This window comes from Roseomonas alba (genome assembly GCF_019430885.1).
GTDB lineage: Bacteria > Pseudomonadota > Alphaproteobacteria > Acetobacterales > Acetobacteraceae > Neoroseomonas > Neoroseomonas alba.
The window spans coordinates 172,016-191,258 of record NZ_JAHYBZ010000004.1 but is presented as its reverse complement, the minus strand read 5'-3'; the positions used below and the strand labels follow the sequence as shown (position 1 = coordinate 191,258).

Below are 19,243 nucleotides of genomic sequence, written 5' to 3'. Positions count from 1 at the left end.
GCCGCTGGGAATTGGTGCGGGGGGCGCGGATGTCTGGAGCGGCTCCATCCCTCGAAGCCACCCCGTCAAGGGCTGAAGCGTGGCCTCCACCTGATGACGTGCGCCGGTGTTGGTGACATGCGGCAGCGGCGGAACAGTGCCGGTGGGCCCATTCCTGCCGGAAGCGCGCCTGGCATGGAGATCGCGCCTCAATCGAAATGAATTCGGCGTGGGATGCCCGCTATGCAGGGGGGGGGCAGTGACGCGGCCTGCCACGTCGATGCGGGGAGACGTTTGAAGACGGGCCGCGCCTCTTAACGATTGCGTTGCTGGCGGGCGAGACGTCGCGCAACCTTCGCCGGAGGCGTGAAATCTCCAACGCGGCAGAACGAGGGATTTCATTTTCTCGCAACAAAGTTCTTGAAGAAGATTTGTCTCTCCCTTTACCCTGAGGCGATAGACACGTTCTCCGCTCGACCGCAGGATTCCCGCCCCATGAACGTCCTTTCCGCCCGCGGTGCTCTCGATGCCATGGCTGATGGGATTTCCTCCGCGCTTCGTGCCGCGCAGGGTGACCCTTCCGCTGCGGTGGCCGAGGTGCTGGGCCACTACGCCGCCGACCCGATGCTGCTGCTCGGCCGTGACTGTCCCTGCCGCGCCGAGACCTATATCCGCCACCTGCTGCATGAGGATGTGGAGGCCGGTTGGGCTGTCGCCGCGCTGGTCTGGCGCCCGGGGCAGATGTCGCCGGTGCATGCGCACAACGCCTGGTGCGCGGTGGGCGTGCATCGCGGTGTGCTGACCGAGACCTTCTACGAGCCGTCACAGGACGATGGCGCACCGCCGCTGCTGTCCGGCATCGCGCTGCGCCGGCCGGGCGACATCACCTACGGTCCCGCTCGGGCGGACGCGATCCATCGGCTGGCCAATCTCGGCACCGAGACGGCCATCTCCATCCACGCCTATGGCCTGCCGTACGGCCGCTTCTGCAGCGACCTGAACCGCGTCTTCGCCGCCTGACTTCAGGGCGCCCCGCACCCTGGCATGACTGATCCGCGCCGCGGTGGCGTATCGGAAGGCCGCGGGGCAGGGCAGTCTGCGGGGTGATGAATCCGAAAATCCTGCTGGGGCTTGCGGTCGGGATCGCCTGTTCCATCATCTGGGGCGGGCACGCGGTGGTAGCGCGGCCGGCGTTGGCCGGACAGGGCTTCCATCCGATCGATCTCGCTGCCTTCCGCTATGCGCCGGCGGCGCTGCTGCTGGCTCCGCTCGCCTGGCAGGCGCGCGATGCGCTCAAGCGCATCGGCTGGTGGCGGCTGCTGGTGCTATCCTTCTTCGGTGGTGCGCCGAATCTGCTGCTGTTTGTCTGTGCGCTGCTGTTTGCGCCGGCTTCCCATGGCGGGACGATTGCGCCGATGGTCATGCCGGTCGCGGGCGCGCTGCTTGCCATTCCGATGATCGGGGAATGGCCGTCCCGCGGGCGCGCCGCCGCGCTCGCCATCATGGGCGCGGGGGTGCTGATGATCGGCTGGGATGGCGTATCGGGAAATCATCCGGGCGCCTGGCGTGGCGACATCCTGCTGGTGCTCGCGGGCACCACCTGGTCGGTCTTCACGCTGCTGCTGCGGCGCTGGCAGGTGCCGGCCATCCCGGCGACGGCGGCGGTGACCATGATCTCGGCCATCGTCGTGCTGCCCGTCTGGCTGCCCTGGCGTGCGGCTGAGGTGGCGCAGATCCCCGCCGGGCCGTTGATCGTGCAGTTCGTGGCGCAGGGCGTGGCACTGGGGGCGCTGGCGATGTTCCTCTATGCGCGCGCCGTGGAGTTGCTTGGACCGACGCGGGCGGCCACCCTGTCCATCATGGTGCCCGTGACCGCCCTACTGCTCGCCGCCTTCCTGCTCGAGGAGCCGATCTCGCTGCTCCAGGGCCTGGGCGCCACGCTGGCGGCGGGCGGGATGCTGGCGGCGGTGCTGTTCACCGGGCGGCGGACGGCATGACCGAGCCCCTGCCGAACAGCCTCTGGGCGGCGACCGCACCGGCGGCGCCGGCGACGACGCCGCTCGCTGGCGATGCCCGCACCGGCGTCGCGGTGGTCGGCGGCGGCTTCACCGGGCTGTCGGCCGCGCTGCATCTGGCCGAGGCCGGCGCGCCCGTCACGCTGCTGGAGGCGGAGGCGATCGGCTGGGGGGCCTCCGGGCGCAACAACGGCCAGGTCATCCCGACCCTGTCGCGCATCGACCCCGACGACATCGTCGCCGCGACACCGGCTGAACTGGGCGGCCGTGACAAGGGCGAGCAGCTCGTCGGCCTGATCCGCGACAGCGCTGCCCTTGTCTTCGACCTGATCCGCAAGCACGGCATTGCCGCCGAGGCAGTCCAGAATGGCTGGATCCAGCCCGCCCATCGCGCCTCCCGCCTGCGCCTGTCGGAATCCCGCGCCGAGCAATGGGCCCGCCGCGGCGCTCCGGTCCGGCTCTACTCCCGTGTCGAGATGGCCACGCTGACCGGCACCGACCACTGGCATGGCGGCTGGGGCAACACGACGGGCGGGCGGATCAATCCGCTGGGGTTCGCACGCGGCCTGGCGGATGCGGCGATCAAGGCCGGCGCGGTGATCCACACCGGCAGTCCCGTCCGCGCCATCCGTCCCGCAGCGGGTGGCGGCTGGGTCCTGGAGACGCCGCGCGGCACGCTGACGGCTGAGCGCGTCATCATCGGCACCCAGGCCTATACGGGCGATTTCTGGCCGGGGCTGCGGCGCACCATCGTGCCGGTGCGGTCCTACCAGATGGCGACCTCGGTCCTCTCGGGCAACATTCGCCGGACGATCCTGCCCGAGGGCCATGCCCTGTCAGACACCCGCGGGGACCTCTATTTCTTCCGCTTCGACGAGAGCGGCCGCCTCGTCACGGGCGGTGCGCTGATGCTGCCGTTCGCCTGGGATTCGCGCCTGCGCGCCCGCATCGCCGAACGCCTGCGCCGCGTCTTTCCGCAGATCGGCGAGATCCGGTTCGACTACACTTGGTGGGGCTACATCGCCGCGACCAAGGACCGGCTGCCGCATCTCTACGACCTCGCGCCCGGCGTGCTCGGCTGGACCGGCTGCAATGGGCGCGGCGTCGCGCTCGCGATTGCCCTGGGGCGGGAGATGGCGCGCGCCAGCACAGGCACGCCGCTGCGCGACATCGCTGCGCCGGTCGAGACGCGACTGCGCACCATCGCCGGCCATGCCTTCCGGTCCCTCGGCATCGCCTGGAACATCGCGGCGGCGCGGCGGCTCGATGCGCGTGACTGACGTCGCGCTCGCCACCTCCATCCCGCCGGGCATGACCCGGCCAGGTCCGGGCGGCTGGAATGCCGGCCCGGATTGGCGCGCGGCCTGCATCGCCTCCTGGCCCGCGCCCGGTTGGCAGGTGCTCAGCGTGAACCCGGGGGAGGAGCACGCCGCCCTCGGCGCGCTGCCCGACGGTGTGACCGTCATCGCCGCGCAGCCAGGCGTCGCCCAGGCCTTCGGCAGGCCCGGCGCCTGGGTGGCTGATGCGCTGGCCCAGGCGCTGGCGACCGGCGCGCCGGTGGTTGGGCTGGTCAACGCCGATATCCGGCTCGACCTCGATATGCGGCGTCGCGCGGCGCTGGTTGCACGGGCGCAGGACCGCGTCGTCGCCTGCAACCGGATGGATGTCAGCCATGCGCAGCAGGCCGAAGGGCCCTTCTACCGCTACGGCTACGACCTGGTCCTGATGCCGCGCGCCATCGCGCAGCGCATCGACATGCGCGGCTTCGCGCTCGGCGTGCCCTGGTGGGATTACTGGATCCTGCTTGATGCGCTGTTGCAGGGCATCGCCGTCGATGTCGTGCAATGTGTCGGCGTGCGGCATCTGTGGCACCAGACGGCGTGGCGGCGGTCAGCCTGGCTTGCCGCGTTGCATGCGCTGATGGCGCATCTGCAGCCCCGGCGGGATGCGATGTCGGTCCTCGCGATGGGCGGCATCGCCGAGGCCATGGCCGACCTCCTGACCGCGGTGGCGGCCGATCCCGAGGCGGGTTATCCCCTCGCGGACCTGGTCGTGACGGCCGGGACGCGCTTCGGCATCGAACTGGTGCGCCTCGCCGAGCGCAGCGCCTGGACTCTGGATTAGGAACGGATGGCAACTCAGCCCTGGCGGCGGCGCATCGTGACCGACATGCTGTTCGGCATCGAGGGAAGCGGCTGGTACGCGCCCGAGCTGCGCGAGGCCGGCGGCTTCCGCTGGTCCGGCCCGGGGCATCTTTCCGTCCTCCGCATCGCCCTGCCCGAAGGCGCGGGGCGCGGCGAGGCGCATTGCCTCCTGATCGATCCCGAGGCGCTGCCGGAGGTGAGCGTCTTCCTCAACGGCCATCGGCTGGGGGCGACGGTCCGGCGCCTGGGCACCGGCGCGGTGCTCGACTTCGCCTGGGACGCGGCCGCCATGGTCAGTGCGGCGCGCGGCGAGTTCTGGTTCCATTGCGCCAGGCTGCGGCATCTGCCCTCACCCCAGCAGGGGATGCGCAGCGTCGGCTTCCGCCTGTCGACCCTTGTGCTGGAACCGGCCGAGGCCGGCCCGGAGACGCCGCGCGACGCGCTGGCGCTGATCGCCGGGCGGCGCTTTCTCGATACGTATCTCCCCGTGGCCTCCGGGCGCGCGCGCCTCGCCTTTCTCTCCGATGGCGCGGCGCGGCTGCTGGACATGCGGCTGGAGGCGGCGCGTCTCGGTCCCACGGCGCAGCCGCATGTTGCCATCGCGCTGCGGGAGGAGGAGGGGGCGCTGGCACTCACCCTCGCCGCACCGGGCGCGACCGCGCGGAAGGCGACGCTGAGCGCCGCCGGCGTCCTGGCCCTGCCCGTGGATCTTTCGGCGCGCGATGCGATGCTCGTCGCGCGCCTGATGGCGGCGCTGCCGGCCGCCTATGGCGCCTGGCTGGATGAGGCGATGCATCGCGCCGCGCCGGATGTGGAATTGCTGGCGCAATGGCGGCGGGCACTGGCGCGGCTGGCCCTGGCGGCCGAAGCCTGGCTGGCGAGCGCGCTGGCGGATGGGCCGGATCCCTTCGCGGCCGATCTCGCCGTGGGTTTCGCCTGGGGCTGATACGCGTCGGACGAGGCGCTGGTGGCGCGGGGAAGGGCTCTGCCCTCCCCCGGACCCCCACCCGCCAAAGGCCGATAGGTCTTGGGAAACCTGAACTTGGAGCAGGGCGCCCCGGGCGGAATGGTGCCGAGACTCGCGCTTGCACGCCAGGCGCAGTTGGCGGGGGCAGCATGCCCGTCGCGACCGGCGCCAGAAGATTGCGTTCCAAGTGCTCCAAGCACTTGGCGGGGTGGTTTGGAGGGGCGGCGCCCCTCCAAGGCCGGCGAGCCAGCCGTCAGGAAGGCCGCCCGTCGGCCGCGAAGCGCTGCTGACCGACCCCATCACCCAGGATCAGGACTCGCGTGGGGGCGTGACCTCATCGAGAAAGGCACCCACCGCCTCCCATCCCGCCGCAGCGCCGCGCGGGTTGCGGTCGGAGCGCAAGGTCTGGCTTCCATGCTGGCCGATCGCCGGCCGGTACTGTCGGCGCGGCGTCCCGCGCAGCGCCGCGACCAGTTGGGTGGCCGCCGCGATCTCCGGTGCGTCCGAGGAGGAGGTGACGAAGGCCGGGCAGGTGACGCGCGCGGCGGCATCGCGCACCGACACGCCCTGCAGGTATTCGCCCGGCGAGAAGGCGAGCATTGCCGCGACGCCTGGCCGCCGCGCCGCGAGCAGGAAGACGAGCGCTGCGGAATAGCTGCTGCCCCAGATGAGCACCGGACCCCGGCCCGGACGCGCCGCAGCCCAGGTGAAGGCGATGTCGAGGTCCGGCAACGCGGCGGCGAAGTCCGTGGCGTGGCCCAGGGCGGCGACCGTCTCGTTGCGCCGCCCCCAGGCCGGGCCACCGGAGCGCTGGTCGATCGCCAGGCTGTCGAAGCCTCGGTGGGCGAGTTCCGGCGCGATGGTCGCGTATTCGCCCCGGTTCGATCCGGCCATGTGGAACAGCAGCACCGTGCCGCGCGGCCGGCCCTCGGCGGCGAGGTGCGTGCCGAAGACGCGCACGCCATCCGCAGCCTGAAGGGTCACCTCTGTCGCGGCCCGCGCCTCCTGCGCAGTGAGTCCGAGCGCCCCGCCGAGAAGCGCCGCGCGCCGGCGCCGCAGGATCGGGTTCACGACCGCGCCGCCCCGAGGATCGCGCCATCCGCACCCTGCAGCAGCACGGCGATGTGCTCTCCGCCTGGGCGCGGCGCGGTCAGCCGCGACGGCCGGCCCTGCCAGGCGCCGACCGGCGCGATGCTGCGCACGACATTGGTGTAGGACAGCGTCCGGCCGCCATTCTCGCCACCGCCGATGCGTGTGACGTGGCGCGCGTCATAGCCGATGAGCCAGACGGTGCCGCCGCCCGCGCCCTCGGGCAGGTCGATGCGCAGCCCCTGATCCGTGATGGCGAGCCCGATCGCAACTGGCGCCGGCGCCGCGGCCGCGATGCCGCCCAGCACCGCGCTGCGGTCGGACCCGACCGCGTCGCGCCGTCCCTGCACCACGATCTGGGGCGTGTAGAGCTGCCCATGGCCCAGGCTGCGCGCATAGCGCTGCTGCCGCTCCGTCGCCTCGGGCAGGGAGAAACGATCCCGCCAGCCGAGCCGGTCCCAATAGGTCACGTGGAAGGACAGGGCGAGCACCCCCGGCTGTCGCGCCGCGAGGTCCCCGAGCAACGCGTCGGCGGGCGGGCAGGACGAACAGGATTGCGAGGTGAAGAGTTCGACGACCACGGGTCCGTCCGTGGCACCGGCGGGGCGGGACAGGATCGCGGGGGCAGCGGCCGCGGCAAACAGGCTGCGTCGAAGCATGGAGGGGCCTCCGATGATGCGCTCCCCTGTTCCTACGCCGGGCCGGCGCCGGCGGTTACGGCCCCTCAGCGCCGCCGCACCTCGGCCATCGTGACGATCAGTGCCCCGCCCAGGATCACCGCCGCCCCGGCCCAGGTCCAACCGTCCGGCGCCTCGTGGAAGAACAGCCAGCCGAACCCCGTCACGAAGACCAGGCGCAGATACTGGAAGGGTGCGAGGGCCGAGGCCTCGCCATGCCGGTAGGCGCTGGTGATCAGCCAGATGATGCTGGGCGAGAACAGCGCCACCGCCAGCAGGATCGCGCCATCCGCCAGCCCGAGCGGCACCCAGCCCCACACCGCGAAGGGCGCTGACCCCGCCGTCGTGACCAGCCCGACCCAGGCCATGATGGTGGTGTTGCGCTCGGTCAGCGCCAGCGCGCGGGAGGACAGCGTGATCCCGCACCAGGTCATCGCCGAGGCCAGCGCCAGCGCCACCCCGATGCCCGACACCGCCGTGCCCGGCCGCAGCATCACCGCGACGCCGAGAAAGCCCGCGATGGTGCCGGCCCAGCGCCAGCCATCCACCCGTTCCCCCAACACCGGTCCGGCAAGCAGCGTCGTGAACATCACATTGGTGAAGGACAGCACCGTCGCGGTGGCGAGGTCGAGCCAGGCGAAGGAGGCGAAGTAGAAGCCCCAGGTCAGCAGGCTCGATCCGCCGCGGAACAGGTGCAGACCCGCCCGTTCGGTGCGGAAGACGGCGAGGCCGGACCGCGCGACGATCGGCGCCACCCACAGCAACTGCCCGGCGGCGCGGAAGAAGACCTGCACCTCGACCGGGATGCCGCGCGCGGTCATTAGGCGGATGGCGAGGGCCTCGGAGGCGAAGAACACTGCGGCCGCGGCCATCAGCGCCCCGCCGCGGAGATTGCCCGACATGCCCTGCCGTATCCTGTTCCCTGGAGCGTGACGAGCGCAGGTGCGAATGCACCGGAGGTCTGAACCACGCGATCAAACACTGGATTGAAGCATGGTGGGTGAACGACCGTGAACCGATCATGCCCCGGCGCCGCGGCGGGCGGAGTGCGACGGCTGCCCCGGCCCGTCCAGGCATGCCATGCTTCGGTCGGCACCGCAGCATGCCGGGCATCGACGGGCCCAGTGTCCGGGCCCCACAATGGAAACGCCCGATGGACCTGCCTGTCACGCCCACCACGACGACACCCTTCGCCGGATGGCGGGTGGTGCGCGCCGCCTTCATCGTTGCCGTCTTCGGCTGGGGGGTGGGGTTCTACGGGCCGCCAGTCTTCCTGTTTGCGGTGCATGAGGCGCGGGGCTGGCCGATCCCGCTCGTCTCGGCGGCGGTGACCTGCCACTTCCTGCTCGGCGCGCTGGTGGTGGGAAATCTGCCGAGGATCCATCGGCGCTTCGGCGTGGCGGGGGTGACGCGGCTGGGGGGCGTGCTGTCGGGGGTCGGCGTGCTGGGCTGGGCGCTGGCGGATGCACCCTGGCAGTTGTTCGTCGCGACGGCGGTCAGCGGCGCGGGCTGGGCGATGACGGGGGCGGCGGCGATCAACGCCATCGTGGCGCCCTGGTTCGTGCGGCGGCGGCCGGCCGCGCTCAGCGCCGCCTATAACGGCGCGAGCGTGGGGGGCGTGGTGCTCTCGCCGCTCTGGGTGTCGCTGATCGCTGGGTTCGGCTTTCCCGTGGCGGCCGGGGCGATCGGCTTCGCCATGGCGGCGGCGCTGTGGTGGCTCGCGGCGCGGCACCTGGCGGCGGACCCGGCCGCGCTCGGCCAGTTCCCGGACGGCGATGCGGCGCTGCCGCCGGTCGCGGTGCGCGCGAACCAGGACGCCGCGCCGCTGCGCAGCCCCTGGGCCGAGCGGCGCTTCGGGACCCTCGCGCTCGGCGCCTCGATCGGGTTGTTCGCGCAGGTCGGGCTTATCGCGCATCTGCTTTCGATGCTGGTCGCGCCGCTCGGGGCGACGCTCGCGGGCATCGTCGCGGGGCTGATGACGGTCTGCGCCATCGTCGGGCGGACCGGCATGGGCTGGCTGCTGCGGCCCGGCGTGGACCGGCGCATCGCGGCGGCGGGGAACTATGGCGTGCAGCTCCTGGGCTCGCTGCTGATGCTGGCGGGTGGGGCGGATGGCGTGGCGTGGCTGCTCGCCGGCATCGCGCTGTTCGGGCTGGGGCTGGGGAATGCGACATCGCTGCCGCCGCTGATCGCCCAGGCGGATTTCACGCCGGCGGATACGGCGCGGGTGGTGGCGCTGATCACCGCGATCGGCCAGGCGGGCTATGCCTTCGCACCGGCGGGGTTCGGGCTGCTGCGGGCGGTCGATCCGGCGCTGATCTTCATCCTGGCGGCGGGTTTGCAGGGGCTTGCCGCCGTCGTCCTGCTGGCGGGGCGGAGGCGAACGACGTCCGGACCCTGACATCCGAGGTTGGTCGGGAATATTAGCCCTGGAGGCTTGGGCAAGAGACCCGGATGGCGGACGATCCGGGTGACTGAAGGCGATCTGCGGGCGGCGATGCGGGACCCGCACTATTGGCAGTCCGGCCATCCGGAACGTGCCGCCTATGCGGGCTGGGTCACCGAAGGCTGGCAACGCCTGCATGGCGCGGAGGACACCACCGAGGGCGGCACGCGCGTGGTGCAGGTGCCGGCCTATGACAGGGTCGGCAATGGCCGTCGGGAGCATGTCGATCCCTATCAGCAGAGGCGGCGCGCCGCGCGTGGCGAGGGCGACGGCACGGCGCGCGAAGCGCCTGGCCGGGGGCGGCGCCGGAACCGGCACCCGCCCCGGCGGCGGCGCCGAGGCCGCCGGCGCTCGTCGTCTTTGTCGGGGGATTGTTCGATGGGACTTCGGGGCTGGTCAGGGATATGTCTGAGGAGGCGAAGGGCGCACGCCTCGCCAACACGCAGGTGGAATACGCATCGCATGATCAGCCCGCCCGCATCCGCTCGCTGATCGAGACAGCAGCGCCCGGTACCCGCGTTGTTGTAGTGGGTCATAGTTGGGGTGCGGATACGGCGGCTCAAATCGTCGATCGCCTGGCAAGGGAGGGCCGCCCGATCGATATGCTGGTTACCGTAGATCCAGTAGGTCCTTTCTTGTCGGACGACTTCTTCAGACGGGTGCGCGCCGGGGCCCGCGAATGGATCAATGTGAATGCAGCGGACCGCAACCCATCGAACCCGAGCAACCAGATCGCGGAGCTGGGTGGTCAGTATGGCCAGCGTCCACAGCGCTTCGCGTCTCAGCATTTCGACGCACCCTTCGCGCATGGGGACTTCGAAGCGATGATAAAGCGGATCCTGCCGGATGGGCGGAACACTCTGTATGAGAGGATCCTGGGCAGGTGATCGGCCATCTCCCGCACCTTGTATTGCTGACCCTCACCGGCCTTCTCACGGCTTGCGGTGTGCCCGACGTGACCGATTTGCGGCTGGACGGGCTCAGCCCGCCGCACATCGTGAACCTTCGGCCGGAGTTCATGACGCCAGATCCGCGCTTCATACGTGCAGCAATCGTCGCGGAGCTGTCGACGTCCCGTGACTTGCGCGAACTGGCGACCAACCATGCCATAGGCACGAACGCATATGTCGTGCTCTGCTACGGGCGTTCGCACATCATCAGAGAGGAGCGACGCTTTGACGTCGTCCTCATCGACCGTCTGAGGGACGAGCTCGAAGTTGTCAGCAACCGGCGGCCCCGCTCGGATTGGCCGCCTCCGATCGACGGGCGCTACCGCTACAGCGTCGCGATCGGTCTGCGGCAACAGGGCAGGGAAGATCGCTCCGACGGTCGCCTGGAATACTCCCTCGCCGAACTCGACCTGATGCGCGACCCGGTCGATCTCTGTCTGGTTGTCGATACCGTCGGCTACGCTCCGCGCTGGCGCAGCAACACGGTGATGATCCCCCCCACTGCGATCCGCGCAGCGGTCGCTACCGGGACGCCGCCGTAAAGCGCCGCCCGTCGCAGGGTTTCGCCTCCCAGCACTTCGACGCGCCTTACACCCATGCGCAGTTCGGGCGGATGATGGAATTGCGATTGCCAAGTTCGACCGGCACGCTGCTCAACCGGGTTATGGGCCGATGACGCGCTTGGCATCACTCGCGCTGGCTTGCCTGTTGGCAGCCTGCGGCGTGCCTGACGTGACCGATTTGCGGCTGGATGGGCTCAGTCCACCGCACATCGCGCGCATCACGCCGTACTTTTCCTCACCCAGACCTTCTGATTTCCGCCCGGCCATCATCGTGGAACTGTCGTCGGCGAGCAACCTGCGCATCCTGGCGATCGATCATGCCAGCGCCGCCTATGTCTACATCGTGACGTGCCGAGGGCGAACGCATATCCCCGACAGCGAGCGCAATGTCGATTTTGTTGTTGACGGCCGGCTGCGGGACACACTTGGTGTTGTGGACGACAGCCTGCAGCCGCGCGCGGCGTGGCCGCAGCCGATCGATGGGCGCTACCGCTACACCGTCGCGATCAACCTGCGGCAGCAGGGCAGGGAAGAGCGCTCCGAAGGCCGCGTGACGTTTTCCCGCGCGGAATTGGAACTGATGCGCGACCCGGTCGATCTTTGCCTGTGGATCGACACCAGCAATTTCGGCCCGCGCTGGCGCAGCAACACCGTGGTGATCCCCGCCGCCGCCATCCGCGCCGCCGTCAACGCCGCCCAGCCGCCGCGCTGAACCGCGCCGGATGCCTCAGCGATAGCCGCAGACGCGGCGCGGCACGGTCTGGTAGATCGGCTGGCGATAGCGGTCGTATCCCACCAGGATGCGGCGATTCTCGGTCCAGCAGACGCGCCGTGGCGGCGGCGGCGCGTAATACCGCGGCGGCGGTGCCTGGTAGGCCGGCCTCTCCTCGTGGAAATACTGCGCCGGCACGACCGGCGCGGCGGCGTCCATCGTGGCCGTGACGGGTGACGCCGATCCCGCCGCCATCGCGGCGCCGGTGATGAGCGCTGCCAGACTCATCACGTCCCGGCTGCGTGCCATCGCGGCCTTCTCCTTTCGTGACGACCGCGGCGGCTCCGCGGTCGCTGAAAAGTCACCGCTGCGGGCGCGGATGGCAAGACATCACGACCCTGCCATCGCCACCACGCCTGAAGGAATTCACCCGCGCGTCATGCGAGCGTCGTCAGCAGCCCGGCCAGCAGCTTCGCCCGCGGCACCAGGCTGTCGATCATCACATGCTCTTCCAGCGTGTGCGCCAGCGCACCCTGGACGCCGAGGCCATCGAGCGTCGTGATGCCCATCGCCCCGGTGAAATTGCCGTCCGACCCGCCGCCGGCGCTCTGCGGATTGATGTCGAAGCCGATGTCGTTGGCGATCTTCCGCGCCTGGTCGTACAGCGCCATGCCCTTCGCATCCGGTTCCCACACCGGGCGCGTCACGCCGCGCGTGACTTCCAGCGTCACGTCGTTTGCGTTCGACCGCAGCGCCAGCATCTTCTCCACGCCGGCGTCGAGATCCTCCTGCCGCTTCGCCATCGACAGCGATTCCGCCTCGCAGGTGGTGGAGACGCAATTCACCCACTGCCCGCCATGGATGACGCCGACCGAGAAGGTGCAATCCTCGGTCGTCATGTCCTCGATGGCGACGATCTGGCGCGCCATCTCCCGGATCGCGCTGCGCCCTTCGGCGAGCCGCGCCCCGGCATGGGACGGACGCCCCGTCGTCTTGAGGTTGAAGCGCGCGATGGCATAGCGGCCGGTCACCACGCCGCCGTCCGGGCGCGCTGGTTCGGGCACCAGCACGAAGCGGTTGCGCGATGCCTCGGCCTCGATGATGTCGCGCGTCGACGGGCTGCCGATCTCCTCGTCGGAGGTCAGCAGGAAGGTGACCGGCAGATGCGTCGCCATCGCCGCGGCGATGATCTGGCGCATCGCCTCGACGGCGAGGACGGTGCCGCCCTTCATGTCCTGGATGCCCGGGCCGTAGCATTTGTTGCCCTCTCGCCGGATCGGCAGCTTCGTCAGCGTCCCGATCGGATGGACCGTGTCGAGATGCGCGAGCACCAGGATGCCCGGCGCAGCATCGCCCGCCGGATGCGGGAAGCGCGCCCGCACGCAGTCGCCGAGGCCCATCCGCCCCGGGATGCGGTCGATCCGCGCGCCGAGCAGCGCCAGGTCGCGCGACGCCATGTCCATCATCCGGTTGACCGCCGCCGCGTCGAAGGTCGGGCTCTCGCAGGCGGACCAGCGCATCAGGCGGGCGAGGATCTCCTCCGCATCGAAGGGCAGGTCGGTCGCGGGGTATTCGGTCATGCGGTCTCTCTCTCTCTCCGGCAAGCAGTCAGAGTCTGTTTGGAAACGCGCCCTATGGCGCGTTGCCGTGTCCGGCACCGGCCCGCACCCCCAACCCGGCCACCCGCGTCAGCATGCTGGAATGGGTGGCCGGGTTGGGGGTGCGGGCCAGTGCCGGACTTTCCAAACAGACTCTCGCGGCGGAGGGTCCACCCGTCGCGCCGATCCGGCAAGGTGCGGCGCGATTGTGGCCTGCCTCACGCGGCGTGCTACCCTTGCGTGCATGACGACCCTCACGCGACCCCGACCGCGGCCCGCACCCCAGACCGGCCCTGCCGTCTGGGTGGCGGGCGACCTCACTGCGGCGGACTGGATGGTGCCTGTCGGCACCGAGGAGGCGGCCGAGCTCGAAGCCGCCCTGACGGCGGCCGAGGCCGCCGCGCCCCCGCCGCCGCTCACGCGGCTGGCGCCGATTCTCGCTGATGTCGCGACGCGGCTCGATACGGGCCGCGGTTTTTGTCTCCTGCGGGGTCTGCCCTTCGACCGGCATGGCGCCGCGGCGGCAGATGCCGCGCTGCTGACCCTTGGGGAACACCTCGGCAAGCCGCTGAACGGGCAGGGCTCGCCCGTCACACGCCTGACCGGGCGGCCGGAGGAAGGGGGTGGGGCGCGTGCCGCCACGCCACGCTTCCATATCGAAGCCTGCGACGCCATCGCGCTGCTGTGCCTCGCCAATGCGCCGGATGCTCCGCCGCACGGGCTCGTCTCGGCTGGTGCGGTGCACAATGAGGTGATGCGCCGCGACCGGACCGCGCTCGCCGAGCTCTACGAGCCGGCGCCGCTGCTTGAGGACGGGGAACTCACCCCACGCGCCGTCTTCACTGTGACCGGCGGCGCCTTCGCCGCGCGCTACACTCGCTTGGCGGTGGAGGAGGCGGCGACTACGCCCCAGCCCGGCGCCGCGCCGCTCTCCGCGGGGCTGCGCCCAGCCTTCGACCTGCTCGATGCCGTCTGCGCCGAGCCGGCCCTGATGCTGAAACTGGAGCCGCGGCCGGGGGATTTGCTGCTGTTCAACCCGCATCTTGTCTGGAAGCTGCGCAGCCTGGCCGAGACCACGCCCGATGCGCCAGCGGCCCCGCAGGAATTTCGCCGCCTGCGTATCGCCATGGCGCATTCGCGCCGCACCGTGGCGGAACCTGGCTGATGCGGCTGCTGGTCGCGAATGCGAACACCACCGAGGCGATCACCGACGCCTGCGCTGCTGCCGCCCGTGCTGCCGCCGCGCCGGGGACGGAGATCATTCCCGCCACGCCGCGCTTCGGCCCCGCGGTGATCACGACGCGGGCGGAGAACGTCATCGCCGCCCATGCGCTGCTCGACCTGCTCGCCGAACAGGCCGGCCAGGTCGATGCGGTGCTGCTCGCCGTCAGCCACGACACGGCGCTGGACGCCGCGCGGCAGATCATGCCCTGTCCCGTGGTCGGCATGACCGAGGCCGCCTGCCTGACCGCCTGCATGCTGGGCGGCCGCTTCGGCCTGGTCACCTTCGGCAGCCTCGAGATGTATCGCGAGCTGATCGCCCGCTACGGGCTGGCCGAGCGGCTGGTGGACATCATCGCGGTGAACGCATCGGCACCGGAGGCCGTGGCCGACCCCGACAGCGTCGGCACAAAGGTGCTGGCCGCGGCCAAGGCGCTCGCCGCCGAGGGCGCCAATGCCGTGGTCCTCGCTGGGGCGGCGTTGGCCGGCTTCGACAACCGGCTGCAGGCGGCCTGTCCGGTCGCACTGCTGGACGGCATGGCCTGTGGGGTGCGGATGGCCGAGCTCCTGGTCTCGCTGCGCCTGCCGCGAGCGCAGGCCGGGTCCTATGCCCCGCCGAAGGGGCGCATGGGCCTTGGCATCTCTCCCGGCCTTGCCGCGTTGCTGCGGGGCGATACCTAGCGAAGGAGGCGATCATGCGTCTGGACGGGCCGGAGAGCGACAATGTCGAGGACCGGCGCGGCCAGCGCATCGGCGGCCGCGGCGTCGCGGTGGGCGGGGGCCTCGGCACCATCGCCCTGCTGGTCATCGCGCTGCTGCTCGGCGTCGATCCGGGGGAATTGCTGCAAGGCCAGCTTTCCGCCCCCCAGCCGCAGACCCAGTATCAGCAGACGGCGCCGCAGGACGATGCCGCCCGCCGCTTCGTCGCCCAGGTGCTGGGCGAGACGGAGCAGGTCTGGCGCGCCGAATTCGCCCGGCGTGGCGGGCGCTACGAGGATCCGACGGTGGTGCTGTTCTCCGGCGCGACGCAGTCGGGCTGCGGCTTCGCCCAGGCGCAGGTCGGGCCCTTCTACTGCCCGCGCGACCACAAGGTTTACATCGATCTCGACTTCATGGCGGACCTCCAGCGGCGTCTCGGCGCGCAGGGGGATTTTGCTGCCGCCTACATCATCGCGCATGAAGTCGGGCATCACGTGCAGAACCAGCTTGGCGTGCTGGGGCGCGTCGAGGAGGTGCGGCGCGGGCAGGGGGAGGCGGCGTCCAACGCCCTTCAGGTGCGCGTGGAATTGCAGGCCGATTGCCTCGCCGGCGTCTGGGCGCGGCGGGCGCAGGAGACGCGCGGCATCCTCGAACGCGGCGACATCGAGGAAGGGCTGAATGCCGCCGCCGCGGTCGGCGACGACCGCCTGCAACGCGCAAGCCGCGGCTATGTCGTGCCGGAAAGCTTCACCCACGGCACTTCGGCCCAGCGTGCGACCTGGTTCCGGCGCGGGCTGGACAGCGGCCGGATCGAGGCCTGCGACACCTTCGCCGGGCGAGGATGATGTTGCGGATCAGAAGGGGTTAATGCTCTATTCTGTGGGCCAGAAGGTCCGCCACGATCATGCAGGTTGCTGTCGATGCGCGTCGTACGATCGCGGCCTTGCTGCCGAGGGGCGGCGTTGGCGCCGAGATCGGCGTCTTCCGGGGTGGTTTTTCGCGAGCGATCTTCGCGCAGGCGCGGCCACGCCGCCTGTATCTGGTCGACCCCTGGCAGAACAGCGGCCAGCCCCAGCACGGGCAATCTCTCTATGCGCAGGGCAGCGCCAACGACATGGAGGAGATTCACGCCTCGATCCTGCGGACTTTCAGCGAGCCGCCATTCGCCGGACGGGTGGAGGTGGTGCGCAGTGCCTCGGTGCCGTGGCTTGCGGGCCAGCCCGACGGGGCGATGGACTTCGTCTATATCGACGGCGACCACAATTACGAGGCGGTGCGCGAGGACATCGTGCTGTCCACCGCGAAGGTCCGGAGCGGCGGTGTCATCGGGCTCGATGACTATGCGCTGGGCAGCTGGTGGGGTGATGGCGTGGTCAGGGCCGTTCACGATGCGCTGGCCACCTTGCCGCTGATGCTTCTCTTCGCGCTCGACGGCCAGGTCGCCCTTCGCCGGCTCTGACCGCGCCGGCCTCGTCTCGCTGTGGTCCGGCGGAGGGTCTATGCTTCGCCCATGCCGCACATCGCCGTCGCCCGCCTCTGGTTCGAAGGAAATTCCTTCACCCCCGTTCCCACGCCGAGATCGGCCTTCGAATCCCGCGAATGGGGCAGCGGGGCAGGGCATCTCGCTCGCTATGCCGGCACGGCGACGGAACTTGGCGCCGTCGCCGCCTTCCTGGCGGAGCGCCCCGACTGGCGCGCCACGGTGCTGCCCTGCATCGCCGCCCAGCCCGGCGGCCCCATGGCCGACGAAGCCATCGCCGCCTGGCGGGAGGAGGTCGAGGCTGGCCTGCGCGCGCAGCGTTTCGATGGCGTCTACCTTTCCCTGCACGGCGCCTGCGTGACGGAATCCGACCCGGAGGCAGACGCCACCACCATCGCGCGCGTCCGTTCCCTGATCGGGCGCGGCACCCCGCTCGTCGCCAGCTTCGACTTCCACGCCAACATGGCGCCGGAGATCGCGGAGTGGCTGGATGGCGCATCGGCCTACCGCACCTATCCGCACATCGACATGGATGCCGCGGGGATGCGCGCACTGCACCTGCTGGAACGCGCGATCGGCGGGGCGCCGCGCGCACAGGGCTTCATCGCCAAGCGCCCGATGATCCTGCACAGCTTTCACATGCGGCACGAGGCCGGTCCCATGGCCGAGGTCTGGGCCGAGGCCAAGGCTGCCGAGACGGCGCCGATCCTCGACGCCTCGATCTTCGGCGGCTTCGCCTGGGGCGACAGCCCGCATGCCGGTCCCTCCGCCATGGTCTGGGCGGAGGATGCCGGCGCGGCGCGTGACGTGGCGGAACGCCTGGCCGACGCTATCGCCGCGCGGCGCGACCGCTTCGCCGTGACCCTGCCTGACCCGGTGACGGCGCTGCGCCAGGCGCTCAACGCGCCGCCCGGCCTCGTCGCCCTGCTCGACCCGGCCGATAATCCGCTGTCCGGCGGCATCGCGGACACACCCGAGATGCTGCGCACGCTGGTGAATGCGCAACTCGATGTGCCCGCCGTCTTCGCCTTCCTGCACGACCCGGCCTCGGTCGCCGCGGCTCAGGACGCGGGCGTGGGTGCGGCGCTGACCCGCCATCTCGGCGCGACCATCACCGAGGCCTTCGGCCGCCCGGTCATCACCGACGTCACCGTCGAGCGCCTGACCGATGGCCGCTTCGTCAATGAAGGCCCGATGGAACGCGGCGCGCCGGTCGACCTCGGCGCGACCTGCGTGCTGCGCGTCGGCAATCTCCGCATCATCTGCACCACGCTGAAGGAATCCGCGGTCGATCCGGGCTTCTTCACCCTGCATGGCATCGACCTCGGCACGACGCGGCTGCTCGCGAACAAGGGCAAGAACCACTTCCGCGCGGCCTTCAAGGACCGTTGCGTCGCCATCGTCGAATGCGACGCGCCGGGTCCGGCGGCGCTCGACCTGCATCCCCTGCCGTGGCGGCATGTGCCGCGCGACTGGCTGGGTTGACGGCCTCGAAACGATATATGCGCATGCTTGCATCCGGGGCTTGCGCAGGTTAGCGCGCAGGCACAACGCTCAAGGAAGGTGACATGATGCGCATCACCCGCCGCGCCGCCCTCGGCGCCCTGCCTGTGCTGGCGGCTCCCGTCGCGCTGCACGCCCAGCCGGCCTGGCCCAATCGCCCCATCCGCCTGATCGTGCCCTTCACCGCCGGCGGTGCCACCGACGTGACGGCGCGCGTGATCGGCGAGCAGCTCAGCAGCGCGCTGGGCCAGCCCGTGGTGGTCGAGAACCGGGCCGGCGCCGGCGGCAACATTGGTGCGGAGGTCGTCTCCAAGGCCGACCCCGACGGCTACACCCTGCTGATGACCACCATCGGCACGGCGGTGATCAACCAGTTCCTCTACAGCCGCATGCCGTTCAAGCAGGATGACCTGACGGCCATCGCGATGGTGAACCTGGTCGCCAATGGCGTCATGGTGAACAAGGACGTCCAGGCGCAGAACCTCGCCGACCTCATCGCCCTGGCCAAGCGCGATCCGGGCGCGCTGAACTACGGCACGCCAGGCAACGGCACCTCGGGTCATCTCAGCGCCGAATACCTGAAGTCGCTGGCCAAGATCGACATTCAGCACGTGCCCTTCCGTGGCACCGGCGCGTTGATCCCGGACCTGCTCGCCGGGCGCGTGCAGATCGCGGTGGACAACCTGCCGGCCTATCTTCCGCACATCGCCTCCGGCGCCGTCCGGCTGCTTGCCGTGACCTCGGCGCAGCGCTGGTTCTCGGTGCCGCAGACGCCGACCGTCGCCGAGAGCGGTTTCCCGGGCTTCGAAGCCGTGGCCTGGTTCGGCCTCCAGGCCCCCGCCCGCACGCCGCGCCCGATCATCGACCGGGTGGCCGAAGCGACGCTCACCGCCATCGCCAAGCCCGAGGTCCAGGCCAAGCTGCGCGAAGTGGGCAGCGAGCCGCGGCCGCTCGGACCCGAGGCGTTCCAGCACTTCATCGGCGAAGAGACTACCAAGTGGCAGCGTGTCGTGCGGGAGTCGGGCGCGCGGCTGGACTGAGCGCTGAGCTGCGCACGGGTTGGGGCTGCGCGGAGCGCTGCCTTATCCGCGCGACGGTGGGCCGGGGAAGGGCTTTGCATCTCCCCGCGCCTTGGCTGCAGTGCTGCCAAGTCCGCCAAAGGCCCCGTGGCCTGTGGCGGGGAGAGGCTTGGAGAGGGGC

Annotated in this window: 20 protein-coding genes; 15 read left to right on the top strand and 5 right to left on the bottom strand. The window is 70.7% G+C overall.

Annotation, left to right across the window (positions count from 1 at the left end; translation table 11 throughout):
* The first annotated feature begins 474 nt into the window (after window positions 1-474).
* The 5 genes from KPL78_RS12640 to KPL78_RS12620 all read left to right on the top strand — a co-directional run bounded on the left by KPL78_RS12640 (window position 475) and on the right by KPL78_RS12620 (window position 5,084).
* On the top strand, window positions 475-999 hold the full coding sequence (locus KPL78_RS12640) for a cysteine dioxygenase family protein (RefSeq protein ID WP_219763321.1): 525 nt from the start codon (window positions 475-477) through the stop codon (window positions 997-999).
* An 86-nt stretch (window positions 1,000-1,085) separates the two neighbouring features.
* On the top strand, window positions 1,086-1,976 hold the full coding sequence (locus KPL78_RS12635) for a DMT family transporter (RefSeq protein ID WP_219763320.1): 891 nt from the start codon (window positions 1,086-1,088) through the stop codon (window positions 1,974-1,976).
* Window positions 1,973-3,274, top strand: a complete 1,302-nt coding sequence (locus KPL78_RS12630) for an NAD(P)/FAD-dependent oxidoreductase (RefSeq protein ID WP_219763319.1) — start codon at window positions 1,973-1,975, stop codon at window positions 3,272-3,274. The genes KPL78_RS12635 and KPL78_RS12630 overlap by 4 nt, the downstream gene beginning before the upstream one ends.
* The gene (locus KPL78_RS12625) at window positions 3,267-4,118 is read left to right on the top strand and encodes a hypothetical protein (RefSeq protein ID WP_219763318.1); all 852 of its coding nucleotides are present in this window, start codon (window positions 3,267-3,269) and stop codon (window positions 4,116-4,118) included. Before KPL78_RS12630 ends, KPL78_RS12625 begins: the two co-directional genes overlap by 8 nt.
* A gap of 6 nt (window positions 4,119-4,124) precedes the next feature.
* Window positions 4,125-5,084: a hypothetical protein gene (locus KPL78_RS12620; protein WP_219763317.1), complete on the top strand. Its 960-nt coding sequence runs from the start codon at window positions 4,125-4,127 to the stop codon at window positions 5,082-5,084.
* Window positions 5,085-5,414: 330 nt separating this feature from the next.
* On the opposite strand, the gene KPL78_RS12615 is transcribed toward KPL78_RS12620, so the two are convergent.
* From KPL78_RS12615 to KPL78_RS12605, 3 genes are all read right to left on the bottom strand, one after another.
* The gene (locus KPL78_RS12615) at window positions 5,415-6,176 is read right to left on the bottom strand and encodes an alpha/beta hydrolase (protein WP_219763316.1); all 762 of its coding nucleotides are present in this window, start codon (window positions 6,174-6,176) and stop codon (window positions 5,415-5,417) included.
* Window positions 6,173-6,853 (bottom strand): DUF1223 domain-containing protein, encoded by a 681-nt coding sequence (locus KPL78_RS12610; protein WP_219763315.1) that lies wholly within the window; start codon window positions 6,851-6,853, stop codon window positions 6,173-6,175. Before KPL78_RS12610 ends, KPL78_RS12615 begins: the two co-directional genes overlap by 4 nt.
* A gap of 65 nt (window positions 6,854-6,918) precedes the next feature.
* Window positions 6,919-7,773, bottom strand: coding sequence for a DMT family transporter (locus KPL78_RS12605; protein ID WP_255568946.1), 855 nt, complete (start codon window positions 7,771-7,773; stop codon window positions 6,919-6,921).
* Between the two features lie 251 nt (window positions 7,774-8,024).
* Between KPL78_RS12605 and KPL78_RS12600 the strand changes: the two genes are divergently transcribed.
* The 4 genes from KPL78_RS12600 to KPL78_RS12585 all read left to right on the top strand — a co-directional run bounded on the left by KPL78_RS12600 (window position 8,025) and on the right by KPL78_RS12585 (window position 11,542).
* A complete protein-coding gene (locus KPL78_RS12600) occupies window positions 8,025-9,272 on the top strand; it encodes an MFS transporter (protein ID WP_219763314.1) in 1,248 nt (415 codons plus the stop codon).
* A 449-nt stretch (window positions 9,273-9,721) separates the two neighbouring features.
* Window positions 9,722-10,204, top strand: coding sequence for an alpha/beta hydrolase family protein (locus tag KPL78_RS12595; RefSeq protein WP_219763313.1), 483 nt, complete (start codon window positions 9,722-9,724; stop codon window positions 10,202-10,204).
* The gene (locus KPL78_RS12590; RefSeq protein WP_219763312.1) at window positions 10,201-10,809 is read left to right on the top strand and encodes a hypothetical protein; all 609 of its coding nucleotides are present in this window, start codon (window positions 10,201-10,203) and stop codon (window positions 10,807-10,809) included. The genes KPL78_RS12595 and KPL78_RS12590 overlap by 4 nt, the downstream gene beginning before the upstream one ends.
* Window positions 10,810-10,939: 130 nt before the next feature.
* Window positions 10,940-11,542, top strand: a complete 603-nt coding sequence (locus KPL78_RS12585) for a hypothetical protein (protein WP_219763311.1) — start codon at window positions 10,940-10,942, stop codon at window positions 11,540-11,542.
* Window positions 11,543-11,557: 15 nt separating this feature from the next.
* Here the strand turns inward: KPL78_RS12585 and KPL78_RS12580 are convergent, their stop codons facing one another.
* Both KPL78_RS12580 and KPL78_RS12575 read right to left on the bottom strand, forming a co-directional pair.
* A complete protein-coding gene (locus KPL78_RS12580; protein WP_219763310.1) occupies window positions 11,558-11,851 on the bottom strand; it encodes a hypothetical protein in 294 nt (97 codons plus the stop codon).
* A 128-nt stretch (window positions 11,852-11,979) separates the two neighbouring features.
* Window positions 11,980-13,122 carry a M20/M25/M40 family metallo-hydrolase gene (locus KPL78_RS12575; RefSeq protein ID WP_219763309.1) on the bottom strand — a complete coding sequence of 381 codons (1,143 nt, stop codon included), beginning with the start codon at window positions 13,120-13,122 and terminating at the stop codon, window positions 11,980-11,982.
* 262 nt (window positions 13,123-13,384) lie between these two features.
* On the opposite strand from KPL78_RS12575, the gene KPL78_RS12570 reads away from it, so the two are divergent.
* The 6 genes from KPL78_RS12570 (at window position 13,385) to KPL78_RS12545 (ending at window position 19,083) form a co-directional block, all read left to right on the top strand.
* Window positions 13,385-14,305 carry a TauD/TfdA family dioxygenase gene (locus tag KPL78_RS12570; RefSeq protein WP_219763308.1) on the top strand — a complete coding sequence of 307 codons (921 nt, stop codon included), beginning with the start codon at window positions 13,385-13,387 and terminating at the stop codon, window positions 14,303-14,305.
* Window positions 14,305-15,042 (top strand): aspartate/glutamate racemase family protein, encoded by a 738-nt coding sequence (locus KPL78_RS12565; protein WP_219763307.1) that lies wholly within the window; start codon window positions 14,305-14,307, stop codon window positions 15,040-15,042. Before KPL78_RS12570 ends, KPL78_RS12565 begins: the two co-directional genes overlap by 1 nt.
* Before the next feature lie 14 nt (window positions 15,043-15,056).
* Complete coding sequence (ypfJ, locus tag KPL78_RS12560) at window positions 15,057-15,905, top strand: KPN_02809 family neutral zinc metallopeptidase (protein ID WP_219763306.1); 849 nt, start codon at window positions 15,057-15,059, stop codon at window positions 15,903-15,905.
* Window positions 15,906-15,964: 59 nt separating this feature from the next.
* A complete protein-coding gene (locus KPL78_RS12555) occupies window positions 15,965-16,519 on the top strand; it encodes a class I SAM-dependent methyltransferase (protein WP_219763305.1) in 555 nt (184 codons plus the stop codon).
* A gap of 51 nt (window positions 16,520-16,570) precedes the next feature.
* A complete protein-coding gene (locus KPL78_RS12550; protein ID WP_219763304.1) occupies window positions 16,571-18,025 on the top strand; it encodes a M81 family metallopeptidase in 1,455 nt (484 codons plus the stop codon).
* A gap of 83 nt (window positions 18,026-18,108) precedes the next feature.
* Window positions 18,109-19,083, top strand: coding sequence for a Bug family tripartite tricarboxylate transporter substrate binding protein (locus KPL78_RS12545; RefSeq protein WP_219763303.1), 975 nt, complete (start codon window positions 18,109-18,111; stop codon window positions 19,081-19,083).
* The last annotated feature ends 160 nt before the right edge of the window (window positions 19,084-19,243 follow it).